The organism is Paenibacillus sp. VT-400, assembly GCF_001029205.1.
Taxonomy (GTDB): Bacteria; Bacillota; Bacilli; order Paenibacillales; family Paenibacillaceae; genus Paenibacillus; species Paenibacillus amylolyticus.
In genome coordinates this window covers 93,912-108,455 of the sequence record NZ_LELF01000067.1, presented here as the reverse complement: position 1 = coordinate 108,455, position 14,544 = coordinate 93,912, and the positions used below count along the sequence as shown (strand labels likewise).

Here is a 14,544-nt window from a genome sequence, read left to right as displayed (position 1 = left end):
CGGTCAGATCCATCTCCCATCGCTGTTACCCCCAGTTGTTTTAATTCCCTTCTATACAGGGAAAATCTGGAGCTAGCGTATGCTTCCAATGTAGCTTTCTTTTAGAAATCTTTTAGGCGAACGCTTCGCTTTTCCGGATTGCATCTGACTACTCCGTTATCGTGTAAATGTTTATAGTTCAACTAACATAGATTGGATCTATATCTCACATTTCTAATGATAGGTTCGAATCGACTTCAATGTTGTAGCGGCCAGAATACCTGTCGCCAGCAGTAATATGCCTACGCCTTGCAGCACAGAAGCTGCCCCCCACTGATCAGCCAATACGGAGACAACCGTCAATCCCAGAATAGGCGCTGTACTGGTGATTGTTCCAACCACACCATAGACCCTTCCTTGCAGCTCGTCCGGAACGGCTGTCCTCAGCATAATCTGGGTGAGCATCGTACAGCACGCGAACATCGCACCTCCGCCCACGATTAACGGCAACGCCATAATTGGTGAGGATACATTCGCCAAAAAAATATAAATCGGTCCTAATACAATCAGACCGATAAATACCCATCTCCCTCTTCGCTTCAATCGTTTCCCCGAAGCAATCAACAATGCAGAGCCAATCATGTATCCCAGCGGAATACAGGTCTCAATTAATCCAAACTGTACCGGATTCGCCTCCCATACCTTGACCGCCATCACTTGAACCAGCATCATAGCTGACATGAAAAATAAAATCAGCAACGGATTGAGCAATACGATGGATCGGATCAAAGGATTCCGATAGATGTAGCCAAACGAACTACGCCATTCCTGAGCAAACGTGGTCTGCTGACTACCGGATCGCTGTACCTCAGGAAAGCGACCCGCCATCAGCACACAGACTGCAGACAACAGGAAGGTTGCTCCTGTAATTAATATGGCAACGAACCCGCCAAAAGCAGCAACAGCCACTCCCGCAGCGGCTAGTCCACTGATTCGGGCAAGATTATCCACCATATGAATGGTTCCCGTCGCTTGTTGAATATGTTCTCTGCCGACCATACTTGCTACAGAGGCGTGGAATGCAGGGGCCTGAAACAGACTTGAAAACATGGAGAGTGAGAGCAACAGCAGCACTACCGGAAACGGAGCATGCCAGCCGAACAAGCTTACTGCAATCAGTACAGCCATTACGCCCCGAAATACATCCGAGGCCAGCATCAGCTTCCTGCGATCCAATCGGTCTGCAACCGTACCCGCCACCGATCCAAATAGAAAACTGACGGCCATATTGCAGATCTGTACAGCCGCCATGCTCTTTGCACTGCCTGTGGTCTGTAACACCCACAGGCTGATCGCAATCCCATTGAAGCAATCCCCAAAGACCGAGATGCCGTAGCCGTACAAAATCCTGCGAAAGGTAACATTACGCCAAAGTGTTGGGGGAGCTTTAGTATTATGCAATACAGCTTGTCCATCTTGGTATCCGATAATCTCGGGCTCACTGGACGGGTTCATGCCCATACATCACGTTCCTCCCTAATCATGATTCGAGCCCATGCAGAACCAGGCACTTCCGCAGCATTGCCAGTCGATAAAGACATGACATCACGGAAGTGCCTGGTTGGCGTGCCGCAGGTATCGCGGCTGACTATGCTGTTATGGCACAGGATTACCCTTTCGAAGCTCCTGCCGTCAGACCCTGAACCAGGAATCGTTGCAGGAAAACAAACAGCAGGGTAATTGGAATAGCGATCAGTACCGCCCCCGCAGCAAACATCGTAAAGTTACTGTCCTGATAACGGTTGACCAGATCCCACATACCCACCGCAAGCGTCCAGTTCTCTTTCGTCCGCAGCACCAGCCGGGCGAAGATAAAGTCCATCCATGCACCCGTGAAGCTGGTCAGCGCTACATAAGTTAACATTGGCTTGGATAAGGGCAGGATGATGCTGGTGAATACACGCAGGTGACTTGCACCATCCATGCGGGCTGCTTCGTCCAGACTGCGGGGAATCGTATCAAAGAAACCTTTGACGATAAATCCGCCCAGTACCGCTCCTGATGAATAGACCAGAATAAGCGCAGCGTGGGTGTCGAGTAATTTAATTTGCAGCAAAATGATATAGATTGCAATCATGCTCATGAAACTCGGGAACATGCCAAGGATCAGCATGGTGGAGAGGATCGTTTTACGTCCACGGAAGCGGAAGCGGGACAAGGCATACATCCCAAGTGTCACCATCAGCGTAGAGAAAATCATCGTGAAAAAGGCAATTTTCAGCGTATTCATATACCATCTGCCGTACATAAAGGACGGGTTATTGAACAGCTCACCGTAATGAGTAAGGGTGAATGCTTCCGGCCACAACCGTTCACTGAACAATGCCGCACCAGGTCTCAGAGAAGAGAGAAAGATCCAGAGCACCGGGTAGATGGAGACAACGGCGATGATCAGCAACAGCACATAACTCAGGGCCAAACGCAGCGGATTATTACGTGTCTTCATTGAATCATGTCCTCCTCCTTGAATGATTTGGAGCGACGGAAGTTCCAGATAGAGAATGAAGCGATAATGAGGAAGATGATGATACCTACCGCTGAAGCCATGTTGAATTTGTTATTGTCGAGTGTGAGCTTGTAGAGCCAGGTTACCAGCAGGTCCGTTGCCCCTGCGTACTGGTAGTCTCCCCGTAATGGATTCCCGTTGGTCAGTAGGAAGATGACATTGAAGTTGTTGAAGTTTCCGGCGAACTGCATGATAAGTACCGGAGTTGTGGCAAAAAGAATGAACGGCATCGTAATGATCCGAAACTTCTGAAACGCGGATGCTCCGTCCACTTCGGCAGCCTCGTAGAGATCACGAGGAATGGCTGTCAACACACCCAGAATCAGCACCATACTGACCGGAATACCGATCCACATGTTGACGACAATGACGGTGACTTTAGCCCAGAAGGGATCTGTTAGCCAGGGTAATCCCTCCAGTCCAAACGCTCTCATGTACGTATTGATTGGACCAAACTGACCATTGAACAGATTACGCATGAGCAGCAAGGAGATGATCTGCGGGATGGCATAAGGCAAAATAAAGATCGTCCGCCACAGCTTCTTAAAGCGGATGCCCCGCTGTTCAATCAACAGTGCTACTAACACGCCGCCAAAATAGGTGGTGACTGTAGCCAGAATGGCCCAGATGACTGTCCAGGTCAGCACACCGTAGAATGTCTGGCTCCAGGATTTCAGCTGGATCAGATCACTGAACGTCTTGAAGCCTACCCAGTCCACGAGTTTGGCTGGCGGAATATGATCTGGAGCCGAATAGTTGGTAAACGCGATCGTGATCGTAAACAGGATGGGCATAACGGTGAAGAAAAGAATGCCCAGCGCCGGGATGGACAGGAACAGATACGGGAAGTTTTTGTCCATCATGTTCCGAAGCGAAGCCGCTGCGCCCAAAGTCTGCTTGCCTTCTTCCCTCGCAAGTCCCGTGACGTACGCATCCCGAATATTCAGGATGTAGATCAGAATAAACACAAAAAACACCAGCAGTACGATAATGCCATCAAGCAGCAAAAAGATGGAATGGTCTCCCCTTTGAAGTACGGTGGATCCATTCACTTTGACAAAACGCTGTGTATTTTCCCCCAGTGTCCATATGCCCCATACGGCCTGTGACAGGCGAGGAAGCAGGTACGCAAGCCCCGCTCCCTCCAGTAACAGTAGACAAATTCCCTTAATCCATTGTCGATTGTACAGCTGTCCAAGACCTTGCAGTATGATGGAACATATGGCCGCTGTCATCCGGTGCTGTCTTTCCCTGTTCGGTCCAACAGGCACCGGGACATGCTGCTGTTGCATTCGCTCTCTCCTCCCCGCCTATTGCTAACCTGTATACATTGAACAAAAGTGTACTTACACTGACCACTCCGATGACAGAACAAGCTTCCGATCGCTGTTATCCCCAGATTTTTTGATCCCTTTTCCAAATGGGAAAATCCGGTGATAAAGGCGCACGTTTTACTTCTTCAGCTTCCTTCTGTCCTCTCCGTTTTGGTGTAAATATGAAGTTCAATTTATGCAGCTCTTATGCAAATCTTCGAATTCGTCGTTCGTTCTTATTGGACGGTTGCAAGGCTTTCCTGGATCTGTTTCACGGCATTGTCCAGCGATGCCTTCACGTCCTTATCGGTATCCCATATATCCGTAATGGCCGAAGTGATTGGTCCCCATACGCTGTCCATGGCAGGAAGCGAAGGCATCGGTGTTGAGTTATTGAACTGTTCCAGGAACGCCTTATTGATCGGGTCCTCCTGCAACTTCGGATCAGCAGCCACGTTTTTGTTCGCAGGAAGTGTACCGTTCAGGTCAAAGTTCTCCATCTGAGCTTCTTCATTGGAAAGGAAAGCTGCCAAGAGCTTCGATGCATTCGGGTACTGCGTAAATGCATTCACATAATAGGCCTTAACACCTGAGAAGGAGGTCATCGGTTTGCCATCGATTGCTGGAAGCGGAGCAACGCCAAAATCAATACCTGCATTGCGATAATCGGCAATGGTCCACGGACCGTTAATGTCCATAGCCAGCTTGCCGCTGGAGAATAATCCTTTTTTGATATCATAGTTCACATCACCCATCTTGAGCGGCAGCACTTCCGACTTCAGCGTCTGCAAGAACTGTCCACCCTTCTGGGCTCCTTCGTTATTTAGACCGAGATCCGCGCTATCCATCCCGTTGTCCCCAAAAATATAACCGCCCTGTGAAGCCAGGAATGCATAGTTATAGTAAAATTGCTGCAATTCCCACATCAGCGCATACTGATTGGACTTCACATTATTGAACGTCTTGGCGAAACTGATAATCTCATCAAAGTTTTTCGGAGCTTCTGGATAGAGTGCCTTGTTATAGAAAAGGGCGTAGGTCTCCACGCTGTACGGATAGCCGTACAGGATATCCTTGAACGTCACTGCCTTCAGCGCGTTGTCGCTGGTGTTCTCTGCGGTCTCTGCTTCGAATATGTCATTGGGCAGAATAAGTCCCGCCTCTGAAGCGCTACCAATCTTATCATGCGGGAAAACAACCACATCTGCCGCCAGACCCGCTGGGCCATCCGTCGTCAGCTTGGTTACCTGATCGGTTGGAGGTAATTCCTCCATTTTGACCGTTACCCCATATTTTTCTTCGAATTTTTTGACCCTTTGCTCAATAAAGGTACTTTGATTTTTATCCTCCCAGATCACCAGGGTTGCCCCTTCTTCCGGTTGAAGGTTCTCGGCTGTCAGCTCTACAACTTCCTCCGGATTCTCACCTGCCGTAGTTGGAGATGGACTTCCACCTCCAGCCCCGCACGCAGCCAGTGTAAAAGCCATCATGACGGACAATGTTGCCCCTTGCCATTTTCTCATGTAAAATGTCCCCTTCCCTCTGCTTGGTCCAACAAAGTTCGCGCTTTTCACCCTTTTGTCTGCGTATGTTGTCAGGTTTTGCATCCCATATTCCATTTTGTACAAACGTTTGCTCAAATGGGAGACAAGATGACCTATCCGTTCAATATGTAGGGGTAAACAAGTCAAGAAGTATGTAAACCCAACGATGTAAGCGCTACAATAACAATCACATCATACAATAACGATCTTTATTTGCACAAACGTTTGCACAAGCCATATTTGCTCAATTTTAACCAATTTCCTTCTTCTACCTACAGTAATTTCCTGTTTCCTTGTTCTGACTCTTTCTTCCTTAATTTCACTTGGCGTGCATCCCTTACTCGGCAGTTAGCAATTGATTTCTCGTATCCTTTGGATTACCATAGGAGAATATTTATACGATTGTTCAGAAGGGATTTTTTCACATGATTACGATCAAGGATATTGCCAAATTGGCGGGTGTTTCCCCTTCTACAGTGTCAAGGGTGATTTCCAACCATCCTAGAATCAGCACCAAAACGTCTCTCAAAGTGAAGCAAATTATGAAAGAATTGAACTACCATCCCAACATCATCGCGAAGAGCCTGGTTTCCAAAACAACACATACCCTTGGCATTATGCTTCCGCGTCCTGCAGAAGAGTTGTTTCAGAATTACTTTTTCGGGGAACTGCTGCGAGGTATTATTACACATGCCACCCGTATGAATTATGAATTGCTGCTAACAACCGAAACATCATCAGACAATGAATTGCATGCGATATCACGCCTTGTGCATGGCCGTAGAGTCGATGGTATTCTGTTGCTTGGGTCCAAACGAGATGATCCCATCATTTCATTTTTGGAAGCGGAAAAGTTTCCTTTTGTGCTAATCGGTCGCAGTGAAGCTCATCCAAATGCCCCCATGGTGGATAACGATAATGTGCAGACCGCTTATGATGCGACTCATCATCTAATCGCTCAGGGACATACTCGAATCGGATTTGTCAGCGGTCCTCCGGACATTACGTTATCGCATGATCGTATGTTAGGATACCAAAAAGCGCTTGCCCAAGCCGGGCTGGATGCGGATAGTGATTGGATTGTGGAAGGCGAATTTCTGCAGGAAAGTGGATTCAGAGCGATGTCGCTGTTCATGTCCTTGCCGGACAGACCCACCGCAATTGTTGTCATCGATGACAACGTGGCCTTTGGGGTATTGAGAGCTCTTGCCGAGCTTCATTATCTGGTGCCTGAAGATATCAGTGTGGTCAGTTTTAACAATATTGCATTATCGGAACTGGCTTCTCCACCCCTAAGCTCTATCGACATCGGGACTTATCAGCTTGGTTATACAGCCGTTCAGGTATTGTTAAAAATTCTTAGTGGGGAACCACAGCTTCATAATCCGGTCATTATCCCCCATCGTCTGATCGTGCATGAATCCTCACTCTTTTCCAAGCCAAGGCCACCCTCAGATTGATTCATTTCGGGTATCCTTGTAGTAATGCAAACGTTTGTCCTACACGGAATATGATGCTGTTATCCACCGTACGTAGGTGCATAGGTGCAAAAAAAGAAGCCGCATATACTTATGCGGCTTCCTTAATTCACACAATATTTCCGTACTCCATGCTCAACTGCACATGAGTGGATTAGTAAGAGCTCCAGCCAGCATCTGCTGTAACGACAGTTCCGTTCACGAAGCTGGACTCGTCAGATCCGAGGAACAGGGCCACTTTGGCGATCTCTTCGCTCGTCCCGATGCGTGGGTTGATTGCCATGCCCAGCTGTTGCCGACCTGCACCGTATGGGCTAATACCAGCCATAGATGTGCTGATGTTGGTTGCTACGGCTCCTGGAGCGATCGCATTACAACGAATGCCTTGCTCAGCATACATGTATCCTGTATTTTTGGTGAATCCTACGACCGCATGTTTTGAAGCTGTATAAGCTGCTCCCGCACGTCCGCCGTGCAATCCACCTGCTGAAGCAATGTTCACGATAACACCTTTTTGTTTTTCCAGGAAGATCGGCAATACTTTACGTGTTGTCCGCATCACACTGGTTGTGTTTACAGCAAACAATCTCTCCCACTTCTCATCCGTTATATCAGCTGCCGGCTCCATACCATCCATAATTCCCGCATTGTTAATTAGAATATCTACTGTACCATATGTGCTCACCGTCGTATCGATCAGATTTTGCACATCTTCTTCTTTAGCCACATTGGCCATAACGACAATCGCTTCTCCGCCCTGTGCTTTAATATCATTGACTACCGCTTGTGCGGATTCTTCGTTAATATCCGATACGACGACTTTCGCGCCTTCTTGAGCATACAACGTGGCAATTGCTTTCCCCATACCTGAACCAGCACCTGTAACAACTGCAACTTTATCTTGAAGTTTCATTCCATGTATCCTCCTTTGTGTCTTCGTTTACAATAAGTTAACAAACAAATGTTCATTAACTCCTCTCCTTAGTATAATAAGTCATAGCGTTTCACTTCAATCAGTAAAAGCTTGTCCAGTTGTACGTTAAACAACACTAACAAGCCCGAATGTACTTTAATTAATAAAGTGAACTATATAAATTGAACTAAACATTTACACAAAACGGAGAGGGAAGAAATAACCTGAAGAAGCGGAGCGTTCGCCTAAAAGCTTTCTGGAAGAAAGCTTCATCGGAAGCATATGCTATCCCCGGATTTACCCCTTTATAAAAGGAATCAAAAAAAATCTGGGGATAACAGCGATCGGAAAGTTGTTCTGTCATCGGAGTGACCAGTGTAAATATTCTTTAGTTCAACTTATATAGCGAGGAGGAAAATAGATGTCTGAAACTATGAATTCAATGGACCGAAGAATCAAGAAATCAAAAGCTGCACTGAAGGATGCACTCATCCATTTGATGCAGAAACATCCCTTTAAAGAAATATCGATTACAGATATTGTGCAGCGAGCCGACCTGAATCGGGGAACTTTCTATAGGCATTATCAGTACAAAGAAGACCTGTTCAACGAAATTATCGATGATGTGATTCAGGATCTGGTAACTTCTTTCCGCAAACCTTATCAGGATGAGGAAGAGTTCGAGGTCAATCTAATGCCCTCTTCGGCGATCACTATATTTGAGCATGTACACCAACACGCACAATTCTACACACTGGTTGTGAAATCTGAGGCCTCCTCCAACTTCCAGCGCATGATCTGTGATGTTCTTCGGGATCTGGCCTTACAGGATCTGAACCACATCTTCCCTCCACACATCAACCATGAAATATTGGCAAGTTACCAATCTCATGCGATATTTGGCATGATCATGGAGTGGATCAGACAGGATTTCAAGCACAGCCCGGCCTACATGGCTGAGGAGTTGTTCAAGATCATCCATTACAAGCCAGATAATATCGTGTTATAAAACTGAAATTTTGAATCATCTTACTTCCCTTTAGTAGGGTGATTGAGATTAATTTCAAGAAAGCTTCCCACCAAAATTATGTAAATGTATTCCTGTAATTTCTGGTAATGATATGTTAGGTTATCCAATGGAATACAAACAAAAGGAGGATGAGATTACATTTGAAGAAGTCGTGGATTATATCATTGATTACCAGTTTTGTTTTGCTTGGTGGGATGCTTCTCTCCCCAGCCGCTTCTGCTGATGCAGCCAAAGTAGCAACCTCTACATATTCAGATTCAGATCAGAGTTATGCAGAATTTAAAGAGTACACTAATCAGTTATTTGCTCTTGAAACTTATGAGGCCAAAGCCTTTACCGCTTTGGAAAGTATCGACACCCAGGTAACTTCAACCAATCGCAAGTCCATGTACCTTAAACTTACGAATACGGTGATCCCCAATTATACGAAATTGGTATCCAAGGCAAAACAAATCAAGCCTGCCAACCCGCAAATCAAGAAAATCCACGCCACATTTATCAAGGCAAGTTACACTCAGCTCGAAGGGTACCTGTTGTACCAAAAGGCAGTATCCAAGAACAAAGTAAATTACACGTTACTAAAACAGGGTAATGCCAAAGTAAACACCGCTAGTGTTCTAATGGATCAATGCGAACAAAAGTTATACGCCTATGCAAGAAGCTTGGGGTATGACAGTTAGTACCTACCTTCATAGAAACCCAAAAAGTGACCGTTCCTCATGTTTAATGAGGAACGGTCGCTTTTTCTAATTATAGAAATAAAGATAACAATATAAAGCGTATTTATCTCTCTCTCTTCTGATCACAGCCCTAGCTTCTGCCCTTTCTCCAACCGTTGAATCTGCTGCTCTCCGGTATCCGCGAGTTCACGGAACTGGTTAATCGTCTCGCGCATTCTTGGCAGAGCTTCCTGCTTATAAAGACTGATCGAATCCAGTGCCGACAGCACATCGGTGAACGCCTGTTTCATCGTATCCACGGAGATGCTGGCTTCATACGCCTGCTTCTGGATGGCAATCCCCTGATCCTTGAGCATCTTGGATGTTCCGGCGATCAGATCATTGGTCGTCTGGTTCAGCAACTCAATTTTCTGCAATACAATCTTCTGATTATACAAAGCACTCGCTACAGTTACGGCAATTTTCAATGCAGAGATGGTTACATTCTTCGCACGGTCTACGCCTCGGATCAGTTCCTTATTATTGCGGATGACTACTTCAATCGCCATGATACCCTGCTGGTTCACGACTAACATCTGCTGCAGATCCATCACCCGCTGACGGAGCGGAAACAGCACTTCTTCGGTAATAAATCGGACTTTCTCAGGGTCTTCATTACGGACCTTGGCGGCTTCAATCTGCGCGTCGATGGACTCATCCATGAGCATGCCAAGCTGGATTTCCTTTTGCAATCGCTTTGTGAGTTCTCGCAGGTTCTGTTGTTCGATCTCCAGCGTTGTATTATCGTTACGCAGGGTGGATCTGCCTTTATCCAAAGAGGTTACGATGTCAGCGATGACTGCGTCAGCCTTCTGGTATTTCAGGAAATAGGCGCGAAGCGGATTGAACAATTTCCCAAGGAAACCGGTCTTGGCAAAGTCGACCACGCTCGGGTCGAGATCCTTCAGTTGCATATGCAGCTCGGTCAAACCTTTGGCGACCTGACCGCCCTCGTCTCCCGTCTTGGACAGATGTCCAACGGAGACTTGAAGCAAGGCGTTTTTCTCAGAAGAGGATCTCATCGTGTTCATGCCAAAGCCGTCAATGGATTGCAAAATCTCTTTGCGCTTCTCCAGGGATTCGAGATCCAGTGTCATGATCATCTCTACGTTGGCATTTGCCACTTGTTGAAGCTCCGCGACCTCGGCGGGCACGGGTTTCACCTCTTCCTCAATCACCTTCTGAATTTCCTTCTGGCTCGGTATTTCCATTGAAAATGACATCTACAGTTCCCCCTTTAGATTACATCTGTACGTTAAACAGGTTACCAATCTTGTACACGACATCGTCGGTATCGGCATTGATGCTTGCGGCTTCGTTAATGCTGGAGATACTCTCCAAAGCCTTGATGTCCGCGTTGTACCCAATCGTATAGATTGGCACTTTGTACGTCTCGACCAGATCCCGGATATCCTTGAGGGTATGACCTTCGTTGGTCTCGCCATCACTCAGGACAAAAATCAACGGCTTCACGTTCGGATTAGCAGCCCTATAATCTTCCAGCATCTTCATTGCCACCACGATTCCATCAAAGGTCGCTGTACCACCGCCAGCTTGTAGACTATCAACTGTTCCAACAAACATGGACTGTTGGTTCGTATCATACTTGGCAATCGGCAGATTCACAGTTACCCCGCTGGAGTAAGAGACCAAGCCAATACTGTTCTCTGTACCCAGGTACTTCTGACCTTTGCGCAGGGACTCCTTCAGTCGGTTAAGCGGTTCGCCGTCCATGCTTCCGGACACGTCTGTCACGAACACGGCGGCAATGGGTTTGCTGCCGTTCTTCTTCTCTTTCCATACTTTCTGTGCGGACAGCAACGTGCCGCCATCCACGGTAGCCAGTTCGGATTTGTAATCCTGTAGCCCGTTGAAACCGAATTCCTCCGCCGATTGTTGGTACTTCGCCTGGGTTACGAATTCCGCAAACTTTTGGACGATCTCCTGTTTGTTCTGCGGCAGTTGACCGAGTGCATACAGCGGACTGTCATGTCTCACGCCAAATGGTGTAAAGACGTAACCACTCTTCAGATCAGCGGTATTCACATACGTCTGGTATTCGAGTACAAAGGCATCCAGTCTGCCGGACTTGGCAGCCTCCCTCATCTGAATCGTTGTCGACGCTGTAAACGGTACATTCGTCTGGAATTTTTCGAACCCTTCAATAGCCTTCTCGCCAAGCGGGTTGGCGCTGTCATACGTATTCAGTGCGGTCACCAGGAAATTCAGTCCTGTGGAGCTGGCAAATGGATCGGTATATCCCATCGCGAGTTCATTGTTGGCAATCGCTTCGGTTACGGTTTTTACATTAACGGAGCCGTACGTATCAACCAGTGCATCATATTTGGCTTTGGAGATGACAATACCCGGAACATTCCCGACCAGTCGCTCGGATACCATCTCTGTCTTCACTCCACTGGCCTCAACCATCTCGCCCCACAGTTCATTGGAAGGTGTGAAGGCATCCGGCATATACTTACCGGACTTGATATAATCGGTGGCTGTTCCGGAGGCAATGTTGCGGATTTTGACCGATACCTGTTTCCCACCAACGGTAATATTTGCTTTGTTGAACTCCTCGCCCACTTCGGTTAACCAGCCGTCTACCCCGCTGCCCGACTTCTCCGTGGAAGAGAAGATTTCAACGTAATCATTTGTTGTATTCTCTACGGCAATTGCAAATTTGGAGATATCCGGCAGTGATTCTGCCACATCGACCGGGTCGAGATCAATCTGTCCTTTGACCGGTTCCGCCGTCGCTGGCGCAATGTCCGCGTACAGTTTCCCCAGTTCCTTACCTGCATTCTCTGTGCTCACCTGTGTGGTCGACTTGCCAAAGTTCGACGTCAGTGTAATCCCTGCATAGACCAGACCAAATACGAGTACCAGCATTACAATCGATATGAAAAAAAACTTTCCCTTCTTGGCCATACGAGCAACCCCTCACTATCTGTATAATTTGGTGTGCTTGATTAACTGATCGATCTCCTGCATACAAGGCATCTGTTCAATATCTCCGGCTTCAAAGCTGTCGAGGCGTGAAATCTCGAGTAACAACTGATCGAGCTTGAGCAAAATTTCCTCATTGGTGTGTAATGCATTTTTCACATAAGACAGATAATCGTTGTATACCTTGGTTTTTTCCTGAAAAAGCTTCTGGGGAATGCTTTCGGATTTGGATTTCATCATGTTGGCATAGTCAGCTTCATCAAATACATTCAACCGGTTCAGCACACTGCGGATGTTCAGGTACAACAGCTTCTCCACTTCCAGTGTGACCGAAGCAAATTTCTTGTAGCTCAGTTCTCCTGGATCAAACCGCTGATGAAGCACGTTCAGGAGGGTTTCTTTTTTCTTTTTCATTCGACTAAGTTGGGACAGCCCCAGCGTAATATCTTCTTCGAGAACTTTAATGCGTCTATAAAAAGATAGTGCTTCCACATAATCTTCATGCGTTTCAATATGCTTCACGGGCAGGACTACCGGTTGTCTGAACAGCGAGGTGTAACTTCCATACAAGAGTGCCATTGCACTGCCGAACAGAAGGGTAACGGATAGCGCAGTTGTGAATGCACCCTCCTCGAAATTCAGCCCGATAAAGCCGGGTGAGAATGCGAGAACATTCACAGCCACAATACCGAGGATTAATCCCAACAATTTTATGTACTTGATCATGTTCAATCATCCGACCTCCTTTCATGTTATATATTGGTGCTTCATGTCGTAATTTTCCTGTTCAACTTATTCTTATTGTACATGATGTTAACGCTCTCAGGTGGATATGATTGGATATTTGAATACTCATAATATACGTGGTTTGGGCTTATCCCATTTCATATTTTCAGGGACAACGTGGAACTTGGCAGGAAATTTTGTGGTCAATCCATAAAAAGTGAGTTTTACGAGACAGCAGATTGTGGAGAAGAAATGTTATCAGGTAATACGTGGAAAATAGCTATGCGTGTCATTTTTTATATAAGACTTGTCTGAAAAAAAGAGCAATGCAAAAAGGACGAATCGGAGATCATCCGCTTTCGTCCCTTTTACGTTGGTTCATTATTTTTCGTGTTCTTATTAAAATTTTGATGCCGTGTTCTACATCTAACGAACTGAGGTGACGTTATTAGGTACATTCCAGCTCTTCTGAAAATGTAACGAACCTGAGACACGTTATGTTCCCGTTTTAGGCGAAAAGACGTTGTTTATCGCTTATTTCGAATGAAATAGCATCGCTGAGATTCGTTACATTTTCCACCACATCAATATTGCCCATATAAGACGTGTACGGTTCGTTAGAATAAAAAAATGGCCGCCTTATTGCTTCGTCTGTAGCAGACAGATTGACGCTTCGCACTACCTGAACTTGAACAGCGAATCCAACGGAATTACCAATTCAGGATATATAACCGATTGAATCGTTTCCTGCTCTGTATACAGATGACGGGTCTGGTAGCTGCCATCCTCCAGCGTGTACACATGGACGGTTTGATTACCGGGGTCAACAATCCAGTATTCGTTCACACCATATTTCTGATACAAGTTAAATTTTTCGTTAAAATCCTTTAACGCAGTCGAAGGTGATAACACCTCAATAATTAAAGAAGGCGCACCGTGACAGCCACTTTTGGATATCTGGTCTTTGGAGCACACTACCGATAAATCAGGCTGTACAACTTGATCTGGTAGGTCATATTGTTCATTTTCGCTAAAATACACATCAAAAGGGGCAACAAACACGAAACATTTCCGATTCTGAAAAAAAGTCCGCAAAGAGAAGTGCAGCTCACCCACAATAAACTGGTGCGATGAAGTAGGTACTGGCGAGATATTAAAAGCTCTGCCGTTAATTAATTCCCATGATCCTTCCCATGTTAACCAACCCTGAAAGCTATAAGTACCTTTATTGTCGGGTTTTGCCACACTTCGATCCTCCTCTTCCAACTAACCGTATTTTTGTTTTCATTATAACATTGTGTTTGCGCCTTTACACACCATGCCTCTT

At 46.3% G+C, this 14,544-nt stretch carries 12 protein-coding genes; 3 read left to right on the top strand and 9 right to left on the bottom strand.

Going from position 1 to position 14,544, the window contains the following annotated elements:
- Positions 1-213 precede the first annotated feature (213 nt).
- From EL84_RS11185 to EL84_RS11170, 4 genes are all read right to left on the bottom strand, one after another.
- A complete protein-coding gene (locus tag EL84_RS11185; RefSeq protein ID WP_053061451.1) occupies positions 214-1,500 on the bottom strand; it encodes an MFS transporter in 1,287 nt (428 codons plus the stop codon).
- Positions 1,501-1,648: 148 nt separating this feature from the next.
- Positions 1,649-2,485, bottom strand: a complete 837-nt coding sequence (locus EL84_RS11180) for a sugar ABC transporter permease (protein WP_017690474.1) — start codon at positions 2,483-2,485, stop codon at positions 1,649-1,651.
- Positions 2,482-3,837 (bottom strand): sugar ABC transporter permease, encoded by a 1,356-nt coding sequence (locus EL84_RS11175; RefSeq protein ID WP_047841752.1) that lies wholly within the window; start codon positions 3,835-3,837, stop codon positions 2,482-2,484. The genes EL84_RS11180 and EL84_RS11175 overlap by 4 nt, the downstream gene beginning before the upstream one ends.
- A gap of 257 nt (positions 3,838-4,094) precedes the next feature.
- Positions 4,095-5,381, bottom strand: coding sequence for a maltose ABC transporter substrate-binding protein (locus tag EL84_RS11170; protein WP_047841751.1), 1,287 nt, complete (start codon positions 5,379-5,381; stop codon positions 4,095-4,097).
- A 446-nt stretch (positions 5,382-5,827) separates the two neighbouring features.
- Here EL84_RS11170 and EL84_RS11165 point away from each other — a divergent pair, with 446 nt between their 5' ends.
- Complete coding sequence (locus EL84_RS11165) at positions 5,828-6,862, top strand: LacI family DNA-binding transcriptional regulator (RefSeq protein ID WP_047841750.1); 1,035 nt, start codon at positions 5,828-5,830, stop codon at positions 6,860-6,862.
- A gap of 172 nt (positions 6,863-7,034) precedes the next feature.
- Here EL84_RS11165 and EL84_RS11160 read toward each other — a convergent pair whose 3' ends face one another.
- The gene (locus EL84_RS11160; RefSeq protein ID WP_047841749.1) at positions 7,035-7,793 is read right to left on the bottom strand and encodes an SDR family oxidoreductase; all 759 of its coding nucleotides are present in this window, start codon (positions 7,791-7,793) and stop codon (positions 7,035-7,037) included.
- A 421-nt stretch (positions 7,794-8,214) separates the two neighbouring features.
- On the opposite strand from EL84_RS11160, the gene EL84_RS11155 reads away from it, so the two are divergent.
- Positions 8,215-8,802, top strand: a complete 588-nt coding sequence (locus tag EL84_RS11155; protein WP_047841748.1) for a TetR/AcrR family transcriptional regulator — start codon at positions 8,215-8,217, stop codon at positions 8,800-8,802.
- 161 nt (positions 8,803-8,963) lie between these two features.
- The gene (locus EL84_RS11150; RefSeq protein ID WP_047841747.1) at positions 8,964-9,503 is read left to right on the top strand and encodes a hypothetical protein; all 540 of its coding nucleotides are present in this window, start codon (positions 8,964-8,966) and stop codon (positions 9,501-9,503) included.
- Positions 9,504-9,625: 122 nt separating this feature from the next.
- Here the strand turns inward: EL84_RS11150 and EL84_RS11145 are convergent, their stop codons facing one another.
- The 4 genes from EL84_RS11145 to EL84_RS11130 form a co-directional block, all read right to left on the bottom strand.
- On the bottom strand, positions 9,626-10,765 hold the full coding sequence (locus EL84_RS11145) for a toxic anion resistance protein (RefSeq protein ID WP_047841746.1): 1,140 nt from the start codon (positions 10,763-10,765) through the stop codon (positions 9,626-9,628).
- Positions 10,766-10,784: 19 nt separating this feature from the next.
- Positions 10,785-12,473 (bottom strand): vWA domain-containing protein, encoded by a 1,689-nt coding sequence (locus EL84_RS11140; RefSeq protein WP_047841745.1) that lies wholly within the window; start codon positions 12,471-12,473, stop codon positions 10,785-10,787.
- Between the two features lie 15 nt (positions 12,474-12,488).
- Entirely contained in the window at positions 12,489-13,217 is a 729-nt protein-coding gene (locus EL84_RS11135) for a hypothetical protein (RefSeq protein WP_321163459.1), read from the bottom strand.
- Positions 13,218-13,895: 678 nt separating this feature from the next.
- The gene (locus EL84_RS11130; RefSeq protein ID WP_047841743.1) at positions 13,896-14,462 is read right to left on the bottom strand and encodes a Uma2 family endonuclease; all 567 of its coding nucleotides are present in this window, start codon (positions 14,460-14,462) and stop codon (positions 13,896-13,898) included.
- Between the last annotated feature and the right edge of the window lie 82 nt (positions 14,463-14,544).

Excerpts from the sequence above, each read along its gene's own strand:
- EL84_RS11185 (WP_053061451.1), bottom strand. The coding sequence starts at position 1,500 with ATGGGCATGAACCCGTCCAGTGAGCCCGAGATTATCGGATACCAAGAT.
- EL84_RS11180 (WP_017690474.1), bottom strand. The coding sequence starts at position 2,485 with ATGAAGACACGTAATAATCCGCTGCGTTTGGCCCTGAGTTATGTGCTG.
- EL84_RS11175 (WP_047841752.1), bottom strand. The coding sequence starts at position 3,837 with ATGCAACAGCAGCATGTCCCGGTGCCTGTTGGACCGAACAGGGAAAGA.
- EL84_RS11170 (WP_047841751.1), bottom strand. The coding sequence starts at position 5,381 with ATGAGAAAATGGCAAGGGGCAACATTGTCCGTCATGATGGCTTTTACA.
- EL84_RS11165 (WP_047841750.1), top strand. The coding sequence starts at position 5,828 with ATGATTACGATCAAGGATATTGCCAAATTGGCGGGTGTTTCCCCTTCT.
- EL84_RS11160 (WP_047841749.1), bottom strand. The coding sequence starts at position 7,793 with ATGAAACTTCAAGATAAAGTTGCAGTTGTTACAGGTGCTGGTTCAGGT.
- EL84_RS11155 (WP_047841748.1), top strand. The coding sequence starts at position 8,215 with ATGTCTGAAACTATGAATTCAATGGACCGAAGAATCAAGAAATCAAAA.
- EL84_RS11145 (WP_047841746.1), bottom strand. The coding sequence starts at position 10,765 with ATGTCATTTTCAATGGAAATACCGAGCCAGAAGGAAATTCAGAAGGTG.
- EL84_RS11140 (WP_047841745.1), bottom strand. The coding sequence starts at position 12,473 with ATGGCCAAGAAGGGAAAGTTTTTTTTCATATCGATTGTAATGCTGGTA.
- EL84_RS11135 (WP_321163459.1), bottom strand. The coding sequence starts at position 13,217 with ATGATCAAGTACATAAAATTGTTGGGATTAATCCTCGGTATTGTGGCT.